General features: G+C 62.0%; 20 protein-coding genes and 1 riboswitch. Of the genes, 19 read left to right on the forward strand and 1 reads right to left on the reverse strand.

The features are described from left to right. From yfmH to KQI12_RS04665, 17 genes are all read left to right on the forward strand, one after another. On the forward strand, positions 1-1278 hold the full coding sequence (yfmH, locus tag KQI12_RS04585; protein WP_216570919.1) for an EF-P 5-aminopentanol modification-associated protein YfmH: 1278 nt from the start codon (positions 1-3) through the stop codon (positions 1276-1278). Further along, complete coding sequence (gene lgt, locus KQI12_RS04590) at positions 1275-2180, forward strand: prolipoprotein diacylglyceryl transferase (protein WP_216570920.1); 906 nt, start codon at positions 1275-1277, stop codon at positions 2178-2180. The genes yfmH and lgt overlap by 4 nt, the downstream gene beginning before the upstream one ends. A gap of 220 nt (positions 2181-2400) precedes the next feature. After that, on the forward strand, positions 2401-2772 hold the full coding sequence (ylxM, locus tag KQI12_RS04595; protein WP_216570922.1) for a YlxM family DNA-binding protein: 372 nt from the start codon (positions 2401-2403) through the stop codon (positions 2770-2772). A 3-nt stretch (positions 2773-2775) separates the two neighbouring features. Then, complete coding sequence (gene ffh, locus KQI12_RS04600) at positions 2776-4131, forward strand: signal recognition particle protein (protein WP_216570924.1); 1356 nt, start codon at positions 2776-2778, stop codon at positions 4129-4131. A 65-nt stretch (positions 4132-4196) separates the two neighbouring features. Then, positions 4197-4436: a 30S ribosomal protein S16 gene (gene rpsP, locus KQI12_RS04605; protein ID WP_101692964.1), complete on the forward strand. Its 240-nt coding sequence runs from the start codon at positions 4197-4199 to the stop codon at positions 4434-4436. Positions 4437-4453: 17 nt separating this feature from the next. Continuing rightward, on the forward strand, positions 4454-4684 hold the full coding sequence (locus KQI12_RS04610) for a KH domain-containing protein (protein WP_216570925.1): 231 nt from the start codon (positions 4454-4456) through the stop codon (positions 4682-4684). Positions 4685-4747: 63 nt separating this feature from the next. Further along, positions 4748-5245, forward strand: coding sequence for a ribosome maturation factor RimM (gene rimM / locus KQI12_RS04615; RefSeq protein ID WP_216570926.1), 498 nt, complete (start codon positions 4748-4750; stop codon positions 5243-5245). After that, on the forward strand, positions 5245-6003 hold the full coding sequence (gene trmD, locus KQI12_RS04620; protein ID WP_216570927.1) for a tRNA (guanosine(37)-N1)-methyltransferase TrmD: 759 nt from the start codon (positions 5245-5247) through the stop codon (positions 6001-6003). The genes rimM and trmD overlap by 1 nt, the downstream gene beginning before the upstream one ends. A gap of 179 nt (positions 6004-6182) precedes the next feature. Next, on the forward strand, positions 6183-7049 hold the full coding sequence (locus KQI12_RS04625) for a class I SAM-dependent methyltransferase (RefSeq protein ID WP_216570928.1): 867 nt from the start codon (positions 6183-6185) through the stop codon (positions 7047-7049). A 20-nt stretch (positions 7050-7069) separates the two neighbouring features. After that, on the forward strand, positions 7070-7924 hold the full coding sequence (locus tag KQI12_RS04630) for an energy-coupling factor transporter ATPase (RefSeq protein ID WP_216570929.1): 855 nt from the start codon (positions 7070-7072) through the stop codon (positions 7922-7924). Positions 7925-8014: 90 nt separating this feature from the next. Next, entirely contained in the window at positions 8015-8881 is an 867-nt protein-coding gene (locus KQI12_RS04635) for an energy-coupling factor transporter ATPase (protein ID WP_216570932.1), read from the forward strand. A 1-nt stretch (position 8882) separates the two neighbouring features. Continuing rightward, on the forward strand, positions 8883-9689 hold the full coding sequence (locus KQI12_RS04640; RefSeq protein ID WP_216570933.1) for an energy-coupling factor transporter transmembrane protein EcfT: 807 nt from the start codon (positions 8883-8885) through the stop codon (positions 9687-9689). A gap of 39 nt (positions 9690-9728) precedes the next feature. Beyond that, positions 9729-10502, forward strand: coding sequence for a tRNA pseudouridine(38-40) synthase TruA (gene truA, locus KQI12_RS04645; RefSeq protein WP_216570935.1), 774 nt, complete (start codon positions 9729-9731; stop codon positions 10500-10502). A gap of 5 nt (positions 10503-10507) precedes the next feature. Further along, the gene (locus KQI12_RS04650) at positions 10508-11698 is read left to right on the forward strand and encodes a DUF5711 family protein (RefSeq protein WP_216570937.1); all 1191 of its coding nucleotides are present in this window, start codon (positions 10508-10510) and stop codon (positions 11696-11698) included. 14 nt (positions 11699-11712) lie between these two features. Next, positions 11713-12435, forward strand: coding sequence for a CvpA family protein (locus tag KQI12_RS04655; protein ID WP_216570939.1), 723 nt, complete (start codon positions 11713-11715; stop codon positions 12433-12435). A gap of 110 nt (positions 12436-12545) precedes the next feature. Further along, on the forward strand, positions 12546-15110 hold the full coding sequence (locus KQI12_RS04660) for an ATP-dependent Clp protease ATP-binding subunit (protein ID WP_216570941.1): 2565 nt from the start codon (positions 12546-12548) through the stop codon (positions 15108-15110). 242 nt (positions 15111-15352) lie between these two features. Further along, entirely contained in the window at positions 15353-16636 is a 1284-nt protein-coding gene (locus KQI12_RS04665) for a DUF362 domain-containing protein (protein WP_216570942.1), read from the forward strand. A 201-nt stretch (positions 16637-16837) separates the two neighbouring features. On the opposite strand, the gene KQI12_RS04670 is transcribed toward KQI12_RS04665, so the two are convergent. Beyond that, on the reverse strand, positions 16838-17359 hold the full coding sequence (locus tag KQI12_RS04670) for an SLOG family protein (protein ID WP_216570943.1): 522 nt from the start codon (positions 17357-17359) through the stop codon (positions 16838-16840). Positions 17360-17519: 160 nt separating this feature from the next. Then, a riboswitch (FMN riboswitch) is annotated at positions 17520-17657 on the forward strand. Positions 17658-17762: 105 nt separating this feature from the next. Between KQI12_RS04670 and KQI12_RS04675 the strand changes: the two genes are divergently transcribed. Both KQI12_RS04675 and pheS read left to right on the forward strand, forming a co-directional pair. Further along, positions 17763-18404, forward strand: a complete 642-nt coding sequence (locus KQI12_RS04675) for a Gx transporter family protein (RefSeq protein ID WP_216570944.1) — start codon at positions 17763-17765, stop codon at positions 18402-18404. A 429-nt stretch (positions 18405-18833) separates the two neighbouring features. Beyond that, entirely contained in the window at positions 18834-19865 is a 1032-nt protein-coding gene (gene pheS / locus KQI12_RS04680; RefSeq protein WP_216570945.1) for a phenylalanine--tRNA ligase subunit alpha, read from the forward strand. Positions 19866-19888: the final 23 nt, after the last annotated feature.

The following is a 19888-nucleotide window of genomic DNA, read 5'->3' on the forward strand; positions in this document are numbered from 1 at the left end:
ATGGAACAGAAACGATATGAGCGGCTGGGCGAGACGGTCTGGTCCGGCCGTCTGGAGAATGGGCTCTCGATCTATGTGGACGTGAAGCCCGGTTTCCACAAGACGTTCGCCTTCTTCGCCACCAACTACGGCGGCATCGATATGCGCTTCTGTCTGGACGGACAGTGGCAGGAGACCCCCGCCGGCGTAGCCCATTTCCTGGAGCACAAGATGTTCGACACCAAGGACGGCAATGCCCTCCAGGTCCTCTCTGCCAACGGCGCTTCCCCCAATGCCTTCACCAGCTCCGCGATCACCGGGTACTACTTCGAGAGCACCCAGGGCTTCGAGGAGAACTTGAGGACCCTCCTCTCCTTCGTCTCCGTCCCCTGGTTCACTCAGGAGAGCGTGGACAAGGAGCAGGGCATCATCGGCCAGGAGATCCAGATGATCGAAGATGACCCGGAGTGGCGGTCCTACAACGAGCTGCTGGCCGCCCTCTATGACCACCACCCCATCCGGGTCTCCGTGGCCGGGAGCCGGGAGTCCATCTCCCATATCACTGCCGACACGCTCTATGCCTGCCATAAGGCCTTCTACGATCCCGCCAATATGGTCCTCTGTGTGGCGGGCGATGTGGATCCCGAGCGTGTGGCGGCGCTGGCCCGGGAGATCCTGCCCGCCGTTGGCGCGCCAGCCATCCCCCGGGACTATGGCGGACCGGAGGCCCCCAAGGCCGCCCATCCCATCCGGGAGCTGGAGATGGCTGTCTCCACCCCGCTCTTCCAGCTTGGCTTCAAGGCCGACCCTGCCCCCCATGGGCAGGAGCATCTGCGGCAGGAGCTCACCGGCGACCTCCTGTGTGAGGTCCTGGCCGGCTCTTCCAGTCCCCTCTACGCCAAGCTCTACCGGGAGGGGCTGATCAACAAGGACTTTTCCGGCGGATACGCGGCCTACCCCGGCTGTGCCTTCCTGTCCTTCGGCGGGGAGAGCCGGGATCCCGCCGCCGTCCGGGACGCGGTCCTGTCCGAGGCGGCCCGTCTGGCCCGGGAGGGCGTAGACGAGGCCCTGTTCCTGCGGCTGAAGAAGGCTTCCTATGGGGCCGCCGTCCGGGGACTGAACTCCTTCGAATATGTGTGCATCCAGATGGCACAGGACCACTTCGCCGGAGCCGACCACATGGATTTCCCCGCCGTATATGAGTCCATCCGCAAGGAGGACGTGGAGGACGCCCTCCGCCGCTGGTGCGTGCCCGAACGGGCCGCCATGGCCGTGATCCGGCCCAAGGAGGGCGTATGACACATACGGTGACCTTCCCCGGACTGGGGCTGACCTTTCAGCTGGATCCGGTCCCCTTCTCCATCTTCGGCTGGCCGCTCCACTGGTACGGCATCATCATCGCCGCCGGGTTCCTGCTGGCCGTCACCTACTGCTCCCGGGTCAGCAGACGCTTCGGCATCCGGGAGGATGATTTGGCGGATATGCTGGTCTTTGCCGCGCCTCTGGGCATCCTCGGGGCACGGCTCTACTACATCATCTTCTATCTGGACCTCTTCCGGGACACGGACGGGGCACTGGACTTTGGGAAGATGGTCCGGATCTGGGATGGCGGGCTGGCCATCTACGGCGGCATCATCGCCGCCGTCCTCACGCTCCTGGTGTTCTGTAAGGTGCGGAAGATCCCCTTCCTGGCCTTCGCCGACCTTGGTTCCTTCGGCCTGCTGATCGGCCAGGCGGTGGGACGCTGGGGCAATTTCGTCAATGTGGAGGCCTACGGCAGTGAGACTACGCTCCCCTGGCGGATGGGCATCTACGAGGTGGTCAACGGGACCACGGTCTATAAAGAGGTCCACCCCACGTTCCTGTACGAGTCCCTTTGGAACCTGCTGGGCCTGGTCCTGCTGATCCTGCTGGCCAAGCGGGCCCGGAAATTCGACGGTCAGATCTTCTTCAACTACATCGGCTGGTATGGCATCGGCCGCTTCGTGATCGAGGGTCTGCGCTCCGACAGCCTCTACCTCTTCCACACCGGCATCCGGGTATCCCAGCTCCTGGCCCTGGTCTCCGCTTTGATCGCCGAAGGCCTCCTGCTCTGGAACCTGAAGTTCCGTAAGCACCGCCCGCCTCTTTGGGTGGATCAGGCAGCCGCACAGGCTTCCCCCGCCTCTTCCGATGCCCCGAGCGATAAAAAAGAGGACTGATACGGCCTCTTTTCGGCACGCCCTTCCGATGATCGGAAGGGCGTGCCGTCGTTTTCCCCGAAAACCGACCAGAGCGTGCCTGAAAATTATATCCTCTTCCGATCCGATATCCTCTTGACAAGTGGGAGAAAATCATGTATCATCATCCGTGTTGTAAAGCTTCGCCGCTTTACAAAGCAGACCACCTTTACAAACCAGCTTCTGGGAAGGAGGCCGCAGGATGAAGAACCAGGCGTACCGCATGGCGATGCTCTTCGACTTTTATGGTGATATGCTCACCGACCGTCAGAAGGAATTCTACGACCTCTATTACAATGAGGACCTCTCTCTGGCTGAAATCGCCGAGAACTACGGCATCACCCGTCAGGGCGTCCGGGACGTGATCGTCCGGGCCGAGGCCGTCCTCACCGAGCTGGAGGACAAGACCGGCATCATCAAGCGTTTCCATAAGATGCAGGAACAGTTCGATGCGATCCAGAAGGCAGTGGACCAGATCAGGGCGGTCAACGAAGAGCGCCGCTACTATGACAACGGCATCGAGGCCGGCTGTGATACCATCCAGTCCATCCTCGATCAGCTCAAACAGGAGTAAGCTATGGCATTCGAAGGACTGACCGAAAAGCTGTCTGCTGCGTTCAAAAAGCTGCGCGGCAAGGGCCGGCTCACTGAGGCCGACGTGAAGGAGGCCATGCGGGAGATCCGAGTGGCGCTTCTGGAGGCCGACGTCAACTTCAAGATCGTCAAGCAGTTCGTGGCCACTGTCACGGAACGCGCCGTTGGTTCTGATGTGCTGGAGAGCCTGACCCCCGCCCAGATGATCGTCAAGATCGTCAACGAAGAGCTCACCGCGCTCATGGGCAGTGAGGCCGCTAAACTCAACCTCTCCCCTAAACCTCCCACCGTGGTCATGCTGGTGGGCCTCAATGGCGCGGGCAAGACTACGAACGGCGCCAAGCTGGCTGGCTTCGTCAAGAAACAGAATGGTAAGCGCCCCCTGCTGGTGGCCTGCGACACCTTCCGTCCAGCCGCCATCACCCAGTTGGAGGTAGTCGGCTCACAGGTGGACGTGCCCGTTTTCCAGATGGGCCAGATTGACCCGATCGACATCGCCAAGGCGGGCATCGAGCACGCCCGCAAGCACGGCAACGACATCGTCTTCATCGATACCGCCGGCCGGCTCCATGTGGATGAAGAACTCATGGACCAGCTCAAGGAGATGAAGGCCGCCATCCAGCCCGATGAGATCCTGCTCATCGTGGACGCCATGATCGGTCAGGATGCGGTCAATGCCGCCAAAGCTTTCGACGAGGCGCTGGACATCACCGGCGTGATGCTCACCAAGCTGGACGGCGACGCCCGGGGCGGTGCGGCCCTCTCCATCAAGGCGGTCACCGGCAAGCCCATCAAGTTCGTGGGCGTGGGTGAGAAGCTCGACCAGATCGAAGTGTTCCACCCGGATCGGATGGCTTCCCGTATCCTGGGCATGGGCGATATGCTCTCCCTCATCGAGAAGGCCCAGCAGAACTTCGATATGCAGAAGGCCGCTGAGCTGGAGCAGAAGCTCCGCAAAAACAAGTTCACATTGGCTGATTTTTACGATCAGCTCTCCCAGTTGAAGAACATGGGGTCCATGACCGATATCCTCGGGATGCTCCCCGGTGTGAACACTAAGGCATTAGAGGGCGCCGCTGTGGACGAAAAGGCGCTGGCCCGGACCGAGGCCATCATCCTCTCCATGACTCCCGCGGAACGGGAGGACCCCTCCCTGCTGAACAACAGCCGGAAGAAGCGCATCGCCGCTGGCTCCGGCACTCAGGTGGTGGACATCAATCGGCTGCTCAAGCAGTTCGATATGATGCAGCAGATGACCAAGCAGTTCTCCGGCGGTCGTATGAAGCGCCGGGCCGGACTGTTCGGCAAGATGAAGGGCGGCATGAAGTTCCCCTTCTGACAACGTTTGGTACGCGCGTATGCGCTGACCATAGAGAGATAAAATAATTTGGAGGTGAATCTACCATGGTCAAAATCCGTCTGCGTCGTATGGGTGCCAAGAAGGCTCCCTTCTACCGCATCGTGGTCGCCGACTCCCGCTATCCCCGTGATGGCCGTTTCATCGAGGAGATCGGCACTTACAACCCTCTGACCGCTCCCGCCGAGCTGAAGGTGGACGCCGAGCGCGCTCAGGCTTGGATCAAGACTGGCGCTCAGCCCACTGAGACCGTCAAGGCCCTGCTGAAAAAAGCCGGCGCCCTTTAATGGAGGTCTTTGACCGCATGAAGGAACTGCTCACTTACATCGCCCAGAACCTCGTGGATCACCCCGACGCGGTGTCGGTCTCCGAGCGTGAGGGCGATGGAGAGACCGTCCTGGAGCTCCGGGTAGCCCCCGATGACATGGGCAAGGTGATCGGCCGTCAGGGCCGCATCGCCAAAGAGATCCGGGCGCTCATGCGCTCGGTGGCCCAGCGTCAGGGCGGCAAGGTCTCGGTCGAGATCATCGACTGACAAAAACGGCGGGGTCTCCCCCGCTGTTTTTTTGTATCTAGAAATGAGAGAGGAGCTGTCTCCATGAAAAGCCGATTCCTCGAAGCCGGACAGATCGTGAACACCCACGGCATCCAGGGGGAGGTCAAGATCGTCCCCTGGGGCGACTCCCCTGAGTTCCTCTGCGGCTTCGATACCTTTTATATCGACGGTGCGCCTGTGAAGGTCCGGGCCGCCCGGGCCCATAAGGGCAATGTCCTGGCCCGTCTGGAGGGCGTGGACGACGTGAACGCCGCCATGCGTCTGCGGAACAAGGTCGTCCAGATCGACCGCACCGGCGTGATCCTCCCGGAGGGCCGCCATTTCATCGCAGACCTCATCGGCCTGACCGCCATCGACGATGATACCGGAGCCGAGTTGGGCGTCGTCGCGGATGTGCTCACTCTTCCCACCCACGAGGTCTATGTGGTGGAGGGCCAGGGCAAGACCTATATGGTCCCTGCGGTGGACGCCTTCCTGCGGGGCACCGATGTGGACGCCGGATGGGTCCGGCTCCACCTCATCGAAGGGATGGATGTCTGATGTACCATATCGATATCCTCACCCTCTTCGACGAGACGGTGGGCGACATGATGAACGAGTCTATCCTGGGCCGGGCCCAGGAGCGGGACATCCTCCGCATCGAGGCCCATCAGATCCGGGACTACACGGTGGACAAGCAGAAACAGGTCGACAACTACCCCTATGGCGGGGGCCGGGGCGCGGTCATGCAGGCCGACCCCCTCTACCGCTGTTGGGAACACGCCAAGGGCTTGGGCGGGGAACGTCTGCGGACGATCTATCTCTCTCCCTGCGGCAAGACCTTCACCGAGGCCGACGCCCGCCGGCTCCGAGACGAGTATGACCACCTGATCCTGGTCTGCGGCCACTATGAGGGCATCGATGAGCGATTCATCGAGGAGTGTGTGGACGAGGAGATCAGTCTGGGCGACTTCGTCCTCACCGGCGGTGAACTGCCCGCCATGTGCGTGGCCGATGCGGTGGCCCGTCTGGTCCCCGGCGTCCTGGCCGACCCGGAGTGCTTCGAGGATGAGAGCCATTGGAACGGGATGCTGGAGTATCCTCAGTACTCCCGTCCGGAGGAGTGGCACGGACGGAAGGTCCCCTCCATCCTCCTCTCGGGACACCACGCCAACATCGCCAAGTGGCGGCGCAAGCAGTCCATCCGGCGCACCCGGGACCGCCGTCCCGATCTCTATGCCCGATTGGACCTCAGCTCGAAGGCCGACCAGAAGCTGCTCCGGGAAATCGACGAGGAGGACCGGGAGCAAACGCCCTGAACCAGCACTCTGCGCAGTCGTCAGGTCCGGTCCGCCGGTCCCGGTGGCTGCGCTTTTTCGTGCCGCCCGATCTTGCTGTTTGACGCTGGGAGATACAGGTGATATAATGGTGCGAAACACACTTCTGCGACCGGTATATACCGATATACTTTATATGTGATAGATGGAGCGAACTGACTATGTGGATCTCAGACGGCTGGAACGACTATGAACTCATCGACTGCGGCCGGGGCGAGAAGCTGGAACGCTGGGGGAAGCATCTCCTGGTCCGGCCCGACCCCCAGGCCATCTGGGACACGCCCCGGCGCCACCCCGGATGGAAGCGGCATGACGCCCGCTATGCCCGGTCCTCCACCGGCGGCGGTGCCTGGGAGAAAAAAGAACTCCCCGAGCGCTGGACGGTGGACTATCGGGGCCTGACCTTCAACATCAAGCCCATGAATTTCAAGCACACCGGTCTCTTCCCGGAGCAGGCCGCCAACTGGGACTGGGCCCAAGAGCAGATCCGCTCCGCCGGCCGGCCCATCAACGTGCTCAACCTCTTCGCCTATACCGGCGGAGCTACCGTGGCCTGTGCCGCCGCCGGGGCCTCGGTCTGCCATGTGGATGCCGCCAAGGGCATGGTGAGCTGGGCCCGGGAGAATGCCCGTTCCTCCGGCCTGGAGGACGCCCCCATCCGTTGGATCATCGATGACTGCGGCAAGTTCGTGGAGCGTGAGATCCGCCGGGGCCGGAAGTATGATGCCATCATCATGGATCCCCCCTCTTACGGCCGCGGCCCTTCCGGCGAGATCTGGAAGCTGGAGGAAAACCTGTGGCCCTTCGTGGAGCTGGTGTCCGGCGTACTGTCAGATCACCCCCTCTTCGTCATCATCAACTCTTACACCACTGGTCTGGCCCCCTCGGTGCTGACCTATATCATGGAGAGCATCTTCTCCCGCCGCTATGGCGGACATACCGACAGCCAGGAGCTGGGCCTCCCCGTCCGCGAGAGCGGACTGGCCCTCCCCTGCGGCGCGTCCGGCCGCTGGCTGGCCGACCGCTGAATGCGCACGGAGGACAGAACATGAACGATAGCATCATCCGCACCCAAGATCTCCGCTTCGCCTATCCCGACACAGAAGCTGGCGGTCCTTCCGTCCTCAACGGGGTCAATCTGGACATCGAAGAGGGCTCCTTCGTGGCCGTGCTCGGCCATAATGGCTCCGGCAAGTCCACCCTGGCCAAGCATATGAACGCCATCCTCCTCCCCTCCGGCGGCGCGGTCTACGTCTCCGGCATGGACACCCGGGACGAGTCCAAGCTGCTGGATATCCGGCGGACTGTGGGCATGGTGTTCCAAAACCCGGACAACCAGATCGTGGCCAACGTCGTGGAAGAGGACGTGGCCTTTGCCCCGGAGAATCTGGGCGTCCCCTCTGAGGAGATCCGCCGCCGGGTAGACGAGGCTTTGAAGGCCGTTGGGATGTACGAGTTCCGCACCCATGCCCCCCACCTCCTCTCCGGCGGACAGAAACAGCGGGTGGCCATCGCCGGCGTCATCGCCATGGCCCCCCGGTGCATCGTACTGGACGAGCCCACCGCCATGCTGGACCCGGTGGGCCGCCGGGAGGTATTGGACACCATCCGGGAGCTCAACCGTACCTCCGGTGTCACAGTAGTGCTGATCACCCACCATATGGACGAAGCCGCTCAGGCTGACCGTCTGGTGGTCATGTCCAAGGGCAAAGTGGTGGCGGACGGCGCTCCCCGTGAGGTCTTTCAGCGGGTCGAGGAGCTCAAGTCCTACGGCCTCACCGTCCCTGAGACCACGGAGCTCCTGTGGGAGCTCCGGCAGGAGGACGGCCTGGACGTACCTCTGGACGCCCTCAGTGATGAGGAGTGTGCCCAGGTCCTGTACGATCTGCTCACAGCAGTCTGAGCTCTCCGCTCCCCCTCTCATCGGGCGTCATCCTCCCTCTTTCCGAGCGCTGTGAGGAGATGCACCACTCTCGTAAAGGAATGAAGTCACGTGGAACCCATCCTTCAGACACAAAAGCTGTCCCACGTCTACTCTGCCGGCACGCCCTTCCAGCGGGCGGCGCTCACCGATGTGGATCTGGACATCTACCCCGGAGAATATCTGGGCATCATCGGACACACCGGCTCCGGCAAATCCACCCTGATCCAGCACTTGAACGGGCTCCTGAAGCCCACGGAGGGCAAGGTCCTCTTCCGGGGGCAGGACATCTGGGAGAGCAAGGAGCGCACCCGCCAGACCCGCTTCCATGTAGGTCTGGTGTTCCAGTACCCTGAGTACCAGCTCTTCGAGGAGACCATCTATAAGGACATCTCCTTCGGTCCCAGGAACATGGGGCTGGATGAGGCCGAGATCGACCGCCGGGTCCGGGAAGCCGCCCATTTCGTGGGCCTCCGGGACGAACAGCTGGAGCGCTCCCCCTTCGAACTCTCCGGCGGCCAGAAACGCCGGGTGGCCATCGCCGGCGTCATCGCCATGGAGCCGGAGGTCCTGATCCTGGACGAGCCCACCGCCGGCCTGGATCCCATCGGCGTGGAACAGATCCTGGGCAATATCCGGGACTATCACGAGGCCCACGGCGCCACCATCATCCTGGTCTCCCACTCTATGGAGGAGGTGGCCCGGACCGTGGACCGTCTGGTCGTGGTCAACGACGGCGTCATCCCCTTCCAGGGCGCGCCCCGGGAGGTCTTCCAGCACGGAGACGAGCTGGAGGCCATGGGCCTTGGCGTCCCCCAGATGACCCGGGTGTTCCACCAGCTCCGGGCCATGGGCGTGGACATCGACGCCTCGGTCTATACCATCGAGCAGGCCCGCCGGGCCATACGGGACTATCGGTCCAGGAAGGGGGCGCGCTGATATGGCTCTGAAAGACATCACGCTGGGGCAGTACTTCCCCGGCCACAGCGTCCTCCACCGGATGGACCCCCGCACCAAGCTCCTGCTCACGGTGCTTTATATCGCCGCCCTGTTCCTGTGCAAAAACGTCATCTCCTATGGTCTGGCGCTGATCGTGCTGGCGGCGGCGGTGGCGGTCTCCAAGGTGGGACTCAAGTCCATCGTCCGGGGCATGAAGCCGGTGGTGGTCATCATCCTGCTCACCGCCGTGCTCAACCTGTTCTATACGCCCGGCCATGAGATCTGGCGGTTCGGCTTCCTGAAGATCACCACCGAGGGCCTCTGGTCCGCCGCTTTCATGGTCCTGCGGATCCTGATGCTGATCACCTGCACCTTCCTGCTGACCTATACCACTTCCCCCATCCTGCTCACCGACGGGCTGGAAAATCTGCTTGGGCCGCTCAAGAAGCTCCGCGTCCCCGTCCATGAGCTGGCCATGATGATGTCCATCGCCCTCCGCTTCATCCCCACGCTGATTGAGGAGACCGACAAGATCATGTCTGCTCAGCGGGCCAGGGGCGCCGATTTCGACACCGGCGGACTGGTCCAGAAGGCCAAGGCCCTGGTCCCCCTGCTGGTCCCTCTCTTCATCTCCGCCTTCCGCCGGGCCGATGAGCTGGCGGTGGCCATGGAGTGCCGCTGCTACCACGGCGGCGAAGGCCGCACTCGCCTGCGCCAGCTCCGGTATCAGTCCATCGACTATGCCGGGTTCCTGCTGGGCGTCCTTTTGGTGGCGGCGGTGGCGGTCCTGCGTCATTTTGGGCTGTGAGCCCATCCATTTCGCTCAAGATCGGATGTTGACACGACTATGAGGAATATCGCACTGAAATTGATGTACGTGGGCACGGCCTACCACGGCTGGCAGGTCCAAAAAACGGTGGCTACTGTGGCCGAGACGCTGGAAAAGGCCCTGTCCACGGTGGTCTGCCACCCGGTGAAGTGTACCGGGGCCGGCCGGACCGACGCTGGCGTCCATGCCAAGACCTATATCGCCAATTTCCGCACGACCTCTGCCATCCCCTGTGATCGGATCCCTCTGGCGGTGAACACCCGGCTTCCGGAGGATATCGTAGTAGTGGAGGCCGTGGACGTGCCGGAGGAGTTCAACGCCATCGGCTCCTGTATCAAGAAGGAGTATACCTATCGGATCTACAATTCCCGGATCCGCAACGCCTTCTTCGTGGACCGGGCCTGGTTCTATCCAAAGCCGCTGGATGAGGCGGTCATGCAGGCGGCGGCCAGCCAGTTCGTGGGCACCCACGACTTCGCCGCCGTCCAGTCCGTCGGTACGGTAGTCCAGTCCACCGTGCGCACCATCTACTACTTCGATATCAGCCGGAGCGGCGACCTGATCACTTGCCGGGTCTGCGCCAACGGGTTCCTGTATAACATGGTACGGGCTATGGTGGGCACCTGCGTCTATGCTTCCGAGGGGAAGCTCGCACCGGAGGACATCCCCCGTCTGCTGGAGGCCCGGTGCCGGACCGCCGCCGGGCCGACCGTGCCTCCCGGCGGGCTCTATATGACCCGTCTCTGGTACAGTGAGGACACCCTGGGGGAGGTCGTCCCCCAACAGGAGTGACCGGCATGGAAGTTTTGGAATCGAAAAAGAAAGCGCCGCCTCAGAAGGGTCCCGGTCCTCTGAGGCGGGCTCTGGCCTTCCTCGTGACCCTGGCGCTGGTGATCGGCGCGGTGGCCCTGGTGGCGAATCGGGACAAGCTGGATCTGGACATCCTGCGGCGCTGGTCCTCCTACCGCTCTCTGAGCCGCTCCGACAGCGGACAGACCGAGTCCTTCTCCTATGACGGTGGGAACTCCAGCAGCTTCGCGGCTCTGGACGGCGGGCTCCTGGTCTGCTCCACCACCTCGATCCGGCTCTACTCCGGGAACGGCACTCTCTCCACCGACCGGACCGTCTCCATGGAGCATCCCGTCCTCGACAGCGCGGCCCACGCCGCTGTGGCCTACGACGCCGGAGGACGGGATCTCTTCGTCTATTCCGGCAAGGAAGAGGTGTTTTCCCTTTCTTTGAAAGAGGGAGACTCTCTCCTCTCCGCCCGGCTCAACGACAGCGGGAGCCTGGTCGTCACCGCTCAGGAGAGCGGCTACAAAGGCACCGTCACCGTCTATGACAGCAGTTATCAGGCTGTCATGCGGATCAAGCTCTCCAGCCGGTTCGTCAGCGACGCAGTCCTCTCCCCTGACGGGAAATCCGTGGCCCTGCTGACCTTGGGCCTGGATGGGAGCACCTTCAGCAGCCGGGTGGAGCTCTACCGCCTCTCCCGCACCGCAGAGGATGTGGAGCCCGACCGCATCTGTGTCCTGGGCAACAGCGTATCTCTGGACCTGCGCTGGGACAGCGACGGCATCTGGGTCCTGGGAGACGCCGCCCTCTTCATCGTGGGGACCGATGGAGCGCTGAAGGGCACCTACGATCATGCCGGCCGTTATCTCAAGGGCTATTCCCTGGGTGGGGACGGCTGTGCCGTCCTGCTCCTGGGCAAATACCGGGCGGGGAGCACCGCCGACCTGACGGTGGTGGACAGCACCGGCGCGGCTTCCGCTGTCCAGACGCTCGATGAGCAGGTCTTCTCCCTCTCTGCCGCCGGGAAGTACATCGCTGTCCTCTCCGGCGGACAGCTCGACATCTATGATCCCAGTCTGGAGCTCTACCGCACTCTGGACACCACGCAGGGCGCCCGGCGGGTCATCCAGCAGTCTGACGGGAGCACGATGCTCATGAACGCCGATACGGCGCATCTCTATGTCCCCAACTGAGGAGGTCTTTCTCAATGTCTATCCTGCTCGATCTGATCGTATCGGCGGTCCTGATCTTCTTCGTGGTCCGTGGCGCCTCTAAGGGGCTGGTCCGCACCCTGTGCGGGCTGGCCGCCGTCGTGGTGGCCGTCATGGGCGCTTCTTTCATCGCCAAGACGGCCTCTCCCATGGTGGGCGAGGCGATCCAGCCCCGTCTGGCCGCCGCCATCGAAGAGCGTCTAGATCAGGAGATCCAAACACGGGTCCCTGACCTGTCCGGTGCGCTGGACAGCAGTACGGATGGCGCCTCTCTCCCTCTCCAGAGCGTGTTGGATACACTGAAGGATATGGGCTTCTATCAGGATTTGATCGACAAGGCGGAGGACGCCCTCCAACAGGGCATGACCGCCGTGGCCGCCGACACCGCCGCCCGGGCGGCGGCCTCTATGGCCCAAGCGTTGGCCTACCGGATCCTGTTCTCCCTGTCCTTTGCCCTGATCCTCCTGTTGTGGGGGATCCTGAGTCATGCGCTGGACCTGATGACCCGTCTCCCGGTGCTCCACAGCCTGAACCAGGCCGGCGGTGCGCTCCTGGGTCTGCTGGAGGCTCTTCTGATCCTCTTCGTGGTGGCGTGGCTCCTCCAGTCCCTGGGCCAGCTCATCCCGGAGGAGACCGTGGAACAGACCTATCTGCTCCGGCTCCTGATGGGGCATGACCCTATCTCCCTGCTGGATGGTCTCTCCGCTCTGGCCGGCTAGAGCGATCCCATGCGCTGATTCATACGCAGTTCACAATTTCGGTTTAGAATGATCTTATCCGTGTGGGAGGGCTCTGCTCTTCCCGCGCTCCAAAGGAGTTGAATTCGATCATGCAGACGACGCTCTGCTCAAAATGTCATAAAAATCCTGCCGTCGTTTTCATCCAGAAGCTGGAGAACGGCGTTGCCAAAACAGAGGGCCTCTGTTTCAAGTGCGCGAAGGAGTCCGGCATCCAGCCGCTCCAGGACATGATGCAGAAACTGGGCATCACCGACGAGGATCTGGACAATTTCAGCAATGAGATGCTGTCGGCCATCCCCGAGGACCTGAACGGCCTGATCCCCTCTGACGGCGACGACAGCGGCGAGGATGACGAGGAAACCGGCAAGACTGCCACCTTCCCCTTCCTCAACAAGCTCTTCGGCGGTCAGGGGAACAATGATACGGAGGACGAAGCGCCCTCCTCCCCTTCTGGCGAGCCCACCTCCCGCACCAGCGGGGGCGAGAAGTCCGGCAAGGGCGACCGTCCGCCCAAGCGCAAGTTCCTGGAGAACTACTGCATCTCCCTGACCCGAAAGGCCGCCGAGGGCAAGCTGGACGCCATCATCGGCCGGGAGCAGGAGATCGAGCGCACCATCCAGATCCTCAACCGCCGGCAGAAGAACAATCCCTGCCTCATCGGCGAGCCCGGCGTCGGCAAGACCGCCATCGCCGAGGGTCTGGCCCAGCGCATCTATGAGAAGAAGGTCCCCTATAAGCTCCTGGACAAGGAGGTCTATCTGCTGGACCTGACCGCTCTGGTGGCAGGCACCCAGTTCCGGGGCCAGTTCGAGAGCCGCATGAAGGGCCTCATCGAGGAGATCCGCCGGCTGGGCAACATCATCCTGGTCATCGACGAGGTCCACAACATCGTGGGCGCTGGCGATGCCGAGGGCTCCATGAATGCCGCCAATATCCTCAAGCCCGCTCTCTCCCGGGGCGAGATCCAGGTGATCGGCGCCACGACCCTCACCGAGTACCGCAAGCACATCGAGAAGGACACTGCGCTGGAACGCCGCTTCCAGCCCGTCATCGTGGAGGAACCCTCCATCGAGGACGCCGTGAAGATCCTGGAGGGCATCGCCCCCTACTATGAGAACTATCATTTCGTGTCCATCTCCCCGGAGATGTGCCGTCTGGCCGTGACCATGAGCGAGCGCTACATCACCGACCGCTTCCTGCCGGACAAGGCCATCGACCTGATCGATGAGGCCTGCTCTGATGTGAACCTCCACAACACCAGTCTGGCCCGGGAGGCTCAGGTCCGCAGAGATCTGGAGGACCTGACCAAAGAACGGGACAAGATGGTCGCCGACTCCAACGACAAGGCCTACCGCCGCCAGAGCGGCCTGAAGGCCAACGAGCAGAAGCAGGCCGAGATCCGTCAGCGTCTGGGCAAGCTCAGTGAGGAGCGGGCCGCCCTGATCTCTGCGCCCGATCAGGAGGCCGGCCTCAAGGACAACGAGCGGGAGGCCGCCCGCCTCCAGCGGGACCTGGCTACCCTCAACAAGGAGCACATCTCCCTCTCCACGGAGGATGACGGCAGTCAGTACGCCCGTCTGGCCGAGATGAAGAGCCGGGAGCTCCAGCTGGAGGAGGAGCTCCATAAGCTGGAGGCCCAGAGTGCTCCCCCTCTGACCGCTTCCCATCTGGCCCGGGTCATCGAGCTGTGGACCAAAATCCCCGCCAGCCAGATCCAGGAGACCGAGTATCAGCAGCTGGCCCAGCTGGAGGACCGTCTCAAGACCCATATCGTGGGCCAGGACGCCGCCGTGAAGGCCGTGGCCGCCGCCGTGCGCCGGGGCCGGGTTGGCATCGCCTCCAAGCGTAAGCCCGTCTCCTTCATCTTCGTGGGCTCCACCGGCGTAGGCAAGACCGAGCTGGTCAAACAGCTGGCCATGGATATGTTCCACTCCCCCGAGTCCCTGATCCGGCTGGATATGTCCGAGTTCATGGAGAAGTTCGCCGTGTCCCGGATCATCGGCTCCCCTCCGGGCTATGTGGGCTATGACGAGGCAGGACAGCTCACTGAGAAGGTACGCCGCAAGCCCTACTGCGTCATCCTCTTCGATGAGATCGAAAAGGCCCATCCCGATGTGCTCAACATCCTGCTCCAGATCTTGGACGACGGCCGCATCACCGACGCTCAGGGCCGGACCGTGAACTTCGAGAACACCGTCATCGTCATGACCTCCAACGCGGGCAGCGATACCAAGTCTGCCGGCAGTGTGGGCTTCGGCCGCACCGCCAGTGAACAGGGCCGCGAGCGTGTCATGAAGGCTCTGGAGTCCTTCCTGCGCCCCGAGTTCCTCAACCGGGTGGACGAGATCGTCTACTTCGCGCATCTGACGCAGGACAATTTCAAGGACATCGCCAAAATCATGCTCAAGGAGCTGGCCGGTACCCTCCAGGAAAAGGGCATCGCCTTCACCTGGGACGAGAGCCTGCTGGACTATCTGGTCAAGAAGTCCTGGTCCATGGCCTACGGTGCCCGGAACCTCCGCCGTCAGATCCAGAAGGACCTGGAGGACACCATCGCCTCCAAAATCATCGAAAGCTGGCAGCACCCCCTGCGTCAGATCAGAGCCTCTTCCGATGGAGAGACCGTTCGGCTGGACGTTCGTTCCGATCTGTAACGCTTTTATGTCATCTTCCTCCCCGACCGGGCTCGTTCTGTCCGGTCGGGGAGTTTTCTATCTGATCCGGCCGGGCACGGCCCCGTTTTTTATCTGATCTGTCAAAAATAGAGGATACTTCCCGGTTTTTCTTGATAAGATACGCCAGTTCCGTTATAATAGGGATGTATCGATTTGAAAATGTGTCCGCTGTCAGGGTAGTCCCCTGTCGGCACATTCTTCAGGAGGAGGCCGACCTTTTTATGGAAACTATTACTGATCTGATCAAAAACGTGCCCATCCCCAAGATGGTCAAGATCCGTGAGCGCTTCGACGACAGCCACATCCCCACCGAGGACATCGCCGAGACCGTCCGCCGTGAGCTGGACCGCCCCGAGATCGGCGGCAAGATCAAGCCCGGCCAGCGCATCGCCATCACCTGCGGCAGCCGCGGCATCAATCATAACGCCATCATGGCCCGCGCCATCGTGGACTTCGTGAAGTCCAAGGGCGCCGAGCCCTTCATCGTAGCCGCCATGGGCAGCCACGGCGGCGCCACTGCCGAGGGCCAGCGCCAGATCCTCACCGACTACGGCATCACGGAGGAGGCCATGGGCTGTCCCATCGTGAGCTGTATGGACACCGTGGTCGTCGGTCTGTCCGGCGTGCGCCACTACCCCGTCCATGTGGACAAGAACGCCGCCGGCGCGGACGGCATCATCCTCTTCAACCGCGTCAAGCCCCACACCTCCTTCCGCGGCCGGTATGAGAGCGGCCTGATGAAGATGATGGCCATCGGTCTGGGCAAGCAGCACGGCGCCGAGAACATCCACCATCAGAGCCCTGGCGTCATGCATGAGCTGATCGAGGAGTATGGCCGCACCATCCTGGAGAACTGCCCCGTCCTGGGCGGCATCGCCATCATCGAGAACGCCTATGACGAGACCTATCTCATCAAGGGCCTGAGCCCCGAGGAGATCATCACCGAAGAGCCCAAGCTCCGTGACCTGTCCTACCAGACCATCGCCCATCTGCTGTTCGAGAAGACCGATGTCCTGGTCGTGGACAAGATCGGCAAGAACATCTCCGGCGACGGTATGGATCCCAACGTCTCCGGCCGCTTCGTCCAGCCCAAGTACTGCTCCGGCGGCATCCAGGCTGAGAAGGTGGTCATCCTGGACCTGACCGACGAGACTCACGGCAACGCCCAGGGCGTCGGCCTGGCTGAGGTCACTACCCGCCGTCTGTTCAACAAGATGAAGCTGGAGATGACCTATCCCACCGGCGTCACCAATACCTTCCTTCATCTGATGAAGATCCCCATGATCATGGACAACGACCGTGAGGCCCTTCAGCTGGCCCTGTGCTGCTGCCCCGATGCGGAGGATCAGGACAACATCAAGATGATTCGCATCCCCAACACCGCCCACATCGAGTACATCGAGATCTCCGAGGGCCTCCTGCCTCAGGCCAAGGCTGACCCCAACATAGAGATCCTGTCCGAGCCCTATGATCTGGCCTTCGACGAGAACGGCAACCTGTTCTAAGCCGATCTCCACCGGTCCGATCGGATAAAAACGATGCTCCCGTGTCCTGTCATCCGGACACGGGAGCATTTTCCGCTTCCGATCGACGTCCATCGTCGTTCCACGCACTGTAAAGGACGTTTTCTCTGGTATGGTCGATCCGTGAGCCATGCCCGCAGTTCCTCCCGGCTGCCGGCCGGCAGCAAATCGTTGCACTCCATCTCAGTCTGTCTCCTCTGGATCCAGGAGGACCACGTCCAGCTCCTGTTTCATGGCGTAGGTCACGGTATACATGGTCCCCCCCAGCATCCCATCATAGACGGCGATCAGCCGGGCGGAGCGGTCCACCATATAGCGGTTGCGCCGCATCATGCAGGACCGGTCATAGGCCCGCTGGAGCATGGTCTCCTGATCGCAGTGGCCCACCAGGTAGAAATACCGTTCCTGATCCCGGCGGGGCCAGCGGGCCGCCTGTTCCTCGCAGGGGATGGCGGCCTCTACCGTGATGCCGCTCCGCTCATCCCGCAGAGCCAGAGCCGCCTCGCAGAAATAGAAGTCCGCTCCACGGGCCATCCCGCAGATGAAGTGCCGGTATCCTGCCCGATAGGTCTCCTCCAGTTCCAGCCGGATACGGGCCTTCAGCGCCACACAGCGGGGATCGTCCTCGTCCTCCCCCCAGGGCAGCTTCTCCGGCCGGTGTCCTGTGAAGCAGCAGGTCGTCTCCCGGTCTGGCCGATGTCTCATGAGCCGTTCTCTCCTCTCCCATCTGTTCCTGTCGTTTTATCATTGTAGTATATCCCGGACCTCAAGTCAACGCTATACCGAACATTAGTTCTATTTATTTTTCGTTCAGGGGGTTGCATTTTCCCGAAAGCCTGCTATAATGAGGATAGACAACTGGATAGAATGTCTTCAGGGCAGGGTGAGAATCCCGACCGGCGGTATAGTCCGCGAGCGCTCCCACGCGCAAGACCCGGTGTGACTCCGGGACCGACAGTAACGTATCTCCCGAGATACGGAGTCTGGATGGAAGAAGATGTCTCGATCAGGACGCCAGCGCGTCCGGCCGCACACCTCCTGCTTTATGATCGACACCTGAAAGGCATGGCTTTTCCGGTGTCATTTTTCGTAAAGAGGAGTGTTTTTTATGTCAGATCCCAAAAATGCCGCCGCCGGTGTGTATCGTCCCCGGAGCATCAGCCGGGTCCGTGCCATCACCATCACCGCCATGCTCTCTGCCGTGGCCTTCCTTCTGATGTTTTTGGAGTTCCCCATCCCCGCGCTGATCCCGCCCTTCGTGAAGCTGGACATCTCCGACCTGCCGGAGCTGCTGGCCGCTTTCGCCCTCGGGCCCCTCTATGGCGTGGGCGTGGCTTTCCTGAAGAACCTGCTCCACATCCTGATCAAGGGCACGTCCTCCGCCTACGTGGGCGAGCTGTTCAACTTCGTGATGGGCAGCGTGTTCGCCTTCACCGCCGGTTTCATCTATCGGCGCCGGAAGAGCCGGACCGGTGCCGTGATCGGTTCCGTGGTGGGTGCCGTGGTCATGGCGGTCCTGTCCGTACCTCTGAACTATTTCCTGGTGTACCCCGCCTATGTGGTGTGCTACGGGATGCCTCTGGAGGCCATCATCGGGATGTATCAGGAGATCCTGCCTTCTTCCGACAGCCTGATCAAGTGCCTGACGATCTTCAATATGCCCTTCACCTTCGTCAAGGGCATCCTGGACGTCCTCCTCTGCCTGCTGATCTACAAGCCTCTCTCCCCCATCCTGCACAAGGGCATCTGATCCTCCAGCCGCTCCGCGTTTCGTCACACGGAGCGGCTTTTTTCCCTCTTTCCTCCCATTTTCCTGCCTTTCTGTGGAGATCGCCACTTGCGGTCCCGATAAAAATGTGCTATATATAGTAAGTAAATGCGAAGAAGGGGAAGATAGCGGTCCCCGGTCTGTCAGAGAGCGTCCGCCAGCGGCTGAAAGCGGATGTGAGGCCGTCCGCTTGGTTCGCCCCGGAGCGGCCCTGGAGACAGGGACGGACTGCCCTACGTTATCAGGGCTCAAGCGCCCGCATCTCTGTGCGGGAATACGGGTGGTACCGCGGAAGATCAGCCTTTCGTCCCAGTATATCGTCTGGGAGGAAGGGCTTTTTTGCTGTCCGCCATATGACTGCGAAGCATGAGATCCGATAGGATAATTCGACAGGATAAGGAGAACCGAACTATGAAGGAAAAGCTGGAACAGATCCGCCGAGAGGCGCTGGAGGCCTTCGATCCCGCTTCTGCCGCCACCGTCCAGGACCTGGAAGCCCTGCGGGTCAAATATCTGGGCAAGAAGGGCGAGCTGACCAATGTGCTCAAGATGATGGGCAAGCTCTCTGCTGAGGAGCGCCCTGTGATCGGTCAGATGGCCAATGAGGTCCGCGAGGCCCTGACCGCCGCTCTGGAGGAGCGCCGGAAGGCTCTGGCCGCCGCCGCCCTGGACCACCGTCTGGCCGCTGAGGCCGTGGACGTGACCATCCCCGGCAAGCAGCACCATCTGGGCCACCGCCACCCCATGTATATCGCTCTGGACGAGCTGAAGGATATCTTCGTCGGCATGGGCTTCACCGTGCTGGATGGTCCCGAGGTGGAACTTGCCGAGTACAATTTCGACAAGCTCAATGCCGGCGAGGGACACCCCTCCCGTGACTGGTCCGACACCTTCTATTTCGACACTGACAGCCGGGTGATGCTCCGCTCCCAGACCTCTCCCATGCAGGTCCGGGCCATGGAGACCATGGAGCTGCCCATCCGCATCATCGCCCCCGGCCGCGTCTACCGGAAGGATGAGGTGGACGCCACCCACTCCCCCATGTTCCATCAGGTGGAGGGCATGGTCATCGACAAGGGCGTCACCATGGCCGATCTGAAGGGCACCCTGAACACCGTGGTGGAGCAGCTCTACGGCAAGGGCACCAAGACCCGTTTCCGTCCCCATCACTTCCCCTTCACTGAGCCCTCCTGCGAGATGGACGTCCAGTGCCACAAATGCGGCGGCGTGGGCTGTGCCACCTGTAAGGGCGAGGGCTGGATCGAGATGCTGGGCGCCGGCATGATCCATCCCAAAGTCCTGAAGATGGCCGGCATCGACCCGGAGGTCTATTCCGGCTGGGCTTTCGGCATCGGTCTGGAGCGCACCGCCATGCGCCGCTTCAAGATCGCCGACCTGCGCCTCATCTTCGAGAACGACGAGCGGTTCCTGGAGCAGTTCTAAACCGGCCTGCCCGCCTCCCGGCG

It is taken from the genome of Pseudoflavonifractor sp. MSJ-37 (assembly GCF_018917965.1).
Classification (GTDB): Bacteria; Bacillota; Clostridia; order Oscillospirales; family Oscillospiraceae; genus Pseudoflavonifractor_A.

Bases quoted from the DNA above. Each gene is read 5' to 3' on its own strand.
- KQI12_RS04665 (WP_216570942.1), top strand. From the start codon at position 15,353: ATGGAAACTATTACTGATCTGATCAAAAACGTGCCCATCCCCAAGATG.
- KQI12_RS04640 (WP_216570933.1), top strand. From the start codon at position 8,883: ATGGCTCTGAAAGACATCACGCTGGGGCAGTACTTCCCCGGCCACAGC.
- KQI12_RS04660 (WP_216570941.1), top strand. From the start codon at position 12,546: ATGCAGACGACGCTCTGCTCAAAATGTCATAAAAATCCTGCCGTCGTT.
- ffh (WP_216570924.1), top strand. From the start codon at position 2,776: ATGGCATTCGAAGGACTGACCGAAAAGCTGTCTGCTGCGTTCAAAAAG.
- KQI12_RS04610 (WP_216570925.1), top strand. From the start codon at position 4,454: ATGAAGGAACTGCTCACTTACATCGCCCAGAACCTCGTGGATCACCCC.
- yfmH (WP_216570919.1), top strand. From the start codon at position 1: ATGGAACAGAAACGATATGAGCGGCTGGGCGAGACGGTCTGGTCCGGC.
- KQI12_RS04625 (WP_216570928.1), top strand. From the start codon at position 6,183: ATGTGGATCTCAGACGGCTGGAACGACTATGAACTCATCGACTGCGGC.
- KQI12_RS04630 (WP_216570929.1), top strand. From the start codon at position 7,070: ATGAACGATAGCATCATCCGCACCCAAGATCTCCGCTTCGCCTATCCC.
- rpsP (WP_101692964.1), top strand. From the start codon at position 4,197: ATGGTCAAAATCCGTCTGCGTCGTATGGGTGCCAAGAAGGCTCCCTTC.
- truA (WP_216570935.1), top strand. From the start codon at position 9,729: ATGAGGAATATCGCACTGAAATTGATGTACGTGGGCACGGCCTACCAC.
- KQI12_RS04650 (WP_216570937.1), top strand. From the start codon at position 10,508: ATGGAAGTTTTGGAATCGAAAAAGAAAGCGCCGCCTCAGAAGGGTCCC.
- pheS (WP_216570945.1), top strand. From the start codon at position 18,834: ATGAAGGAAAAGCTGGAACAGATCCGCCGAGAGGCGCTGGAGGCCTTC.
- KQI12_RS04675 (WP_216570944.1), top strand. From the start codon at position 17,763: ATGTCAGATCCCAAAAATGCCGCCGCCGGTGTGTATCGTCCCCGGAGC.
- rimM (WP_216570926.1), top strand. From the start codon at position 4,748: ATGAAAAGCCGATTCCTCGAAGCCGGACAGATCGTGAACACCCACGGC.
- ylxM (WP_216570922.1), top strand. From the start codon at position 2,401: ATGAAGAACCAGGCGTACCGCATGGCGATGCTCTTCGACTTTTATGGT.
- KQI12_RS04670 (WP_216570943.1), bottom strand. From the start codon at position 17,359: ATGAGACATCGGCCAGACCGGGAGACGACCTGCTGCTTCACAGGACAC.
- KQI12_RS04655 (WP_216570939.1), top strand. From the start codon at position 11,713: ATGTCTATCCTGCTCGATCTGATCGTATCGGCGGTCCTGATCTTCTTC.
- trmD (WP_216570927.1), top strand. From the start codon at position 5,245: ATGTACCATATCGATATCCTCACCCTCTTCGACGAGACGGTGGGCGAC.
- lgt (WP_216570920.1), top strand. From the start codon at position 1,275: ATGACACATACGGTGACCTTCCCCGGACTGGGGCTGACCTTTCAGCTG.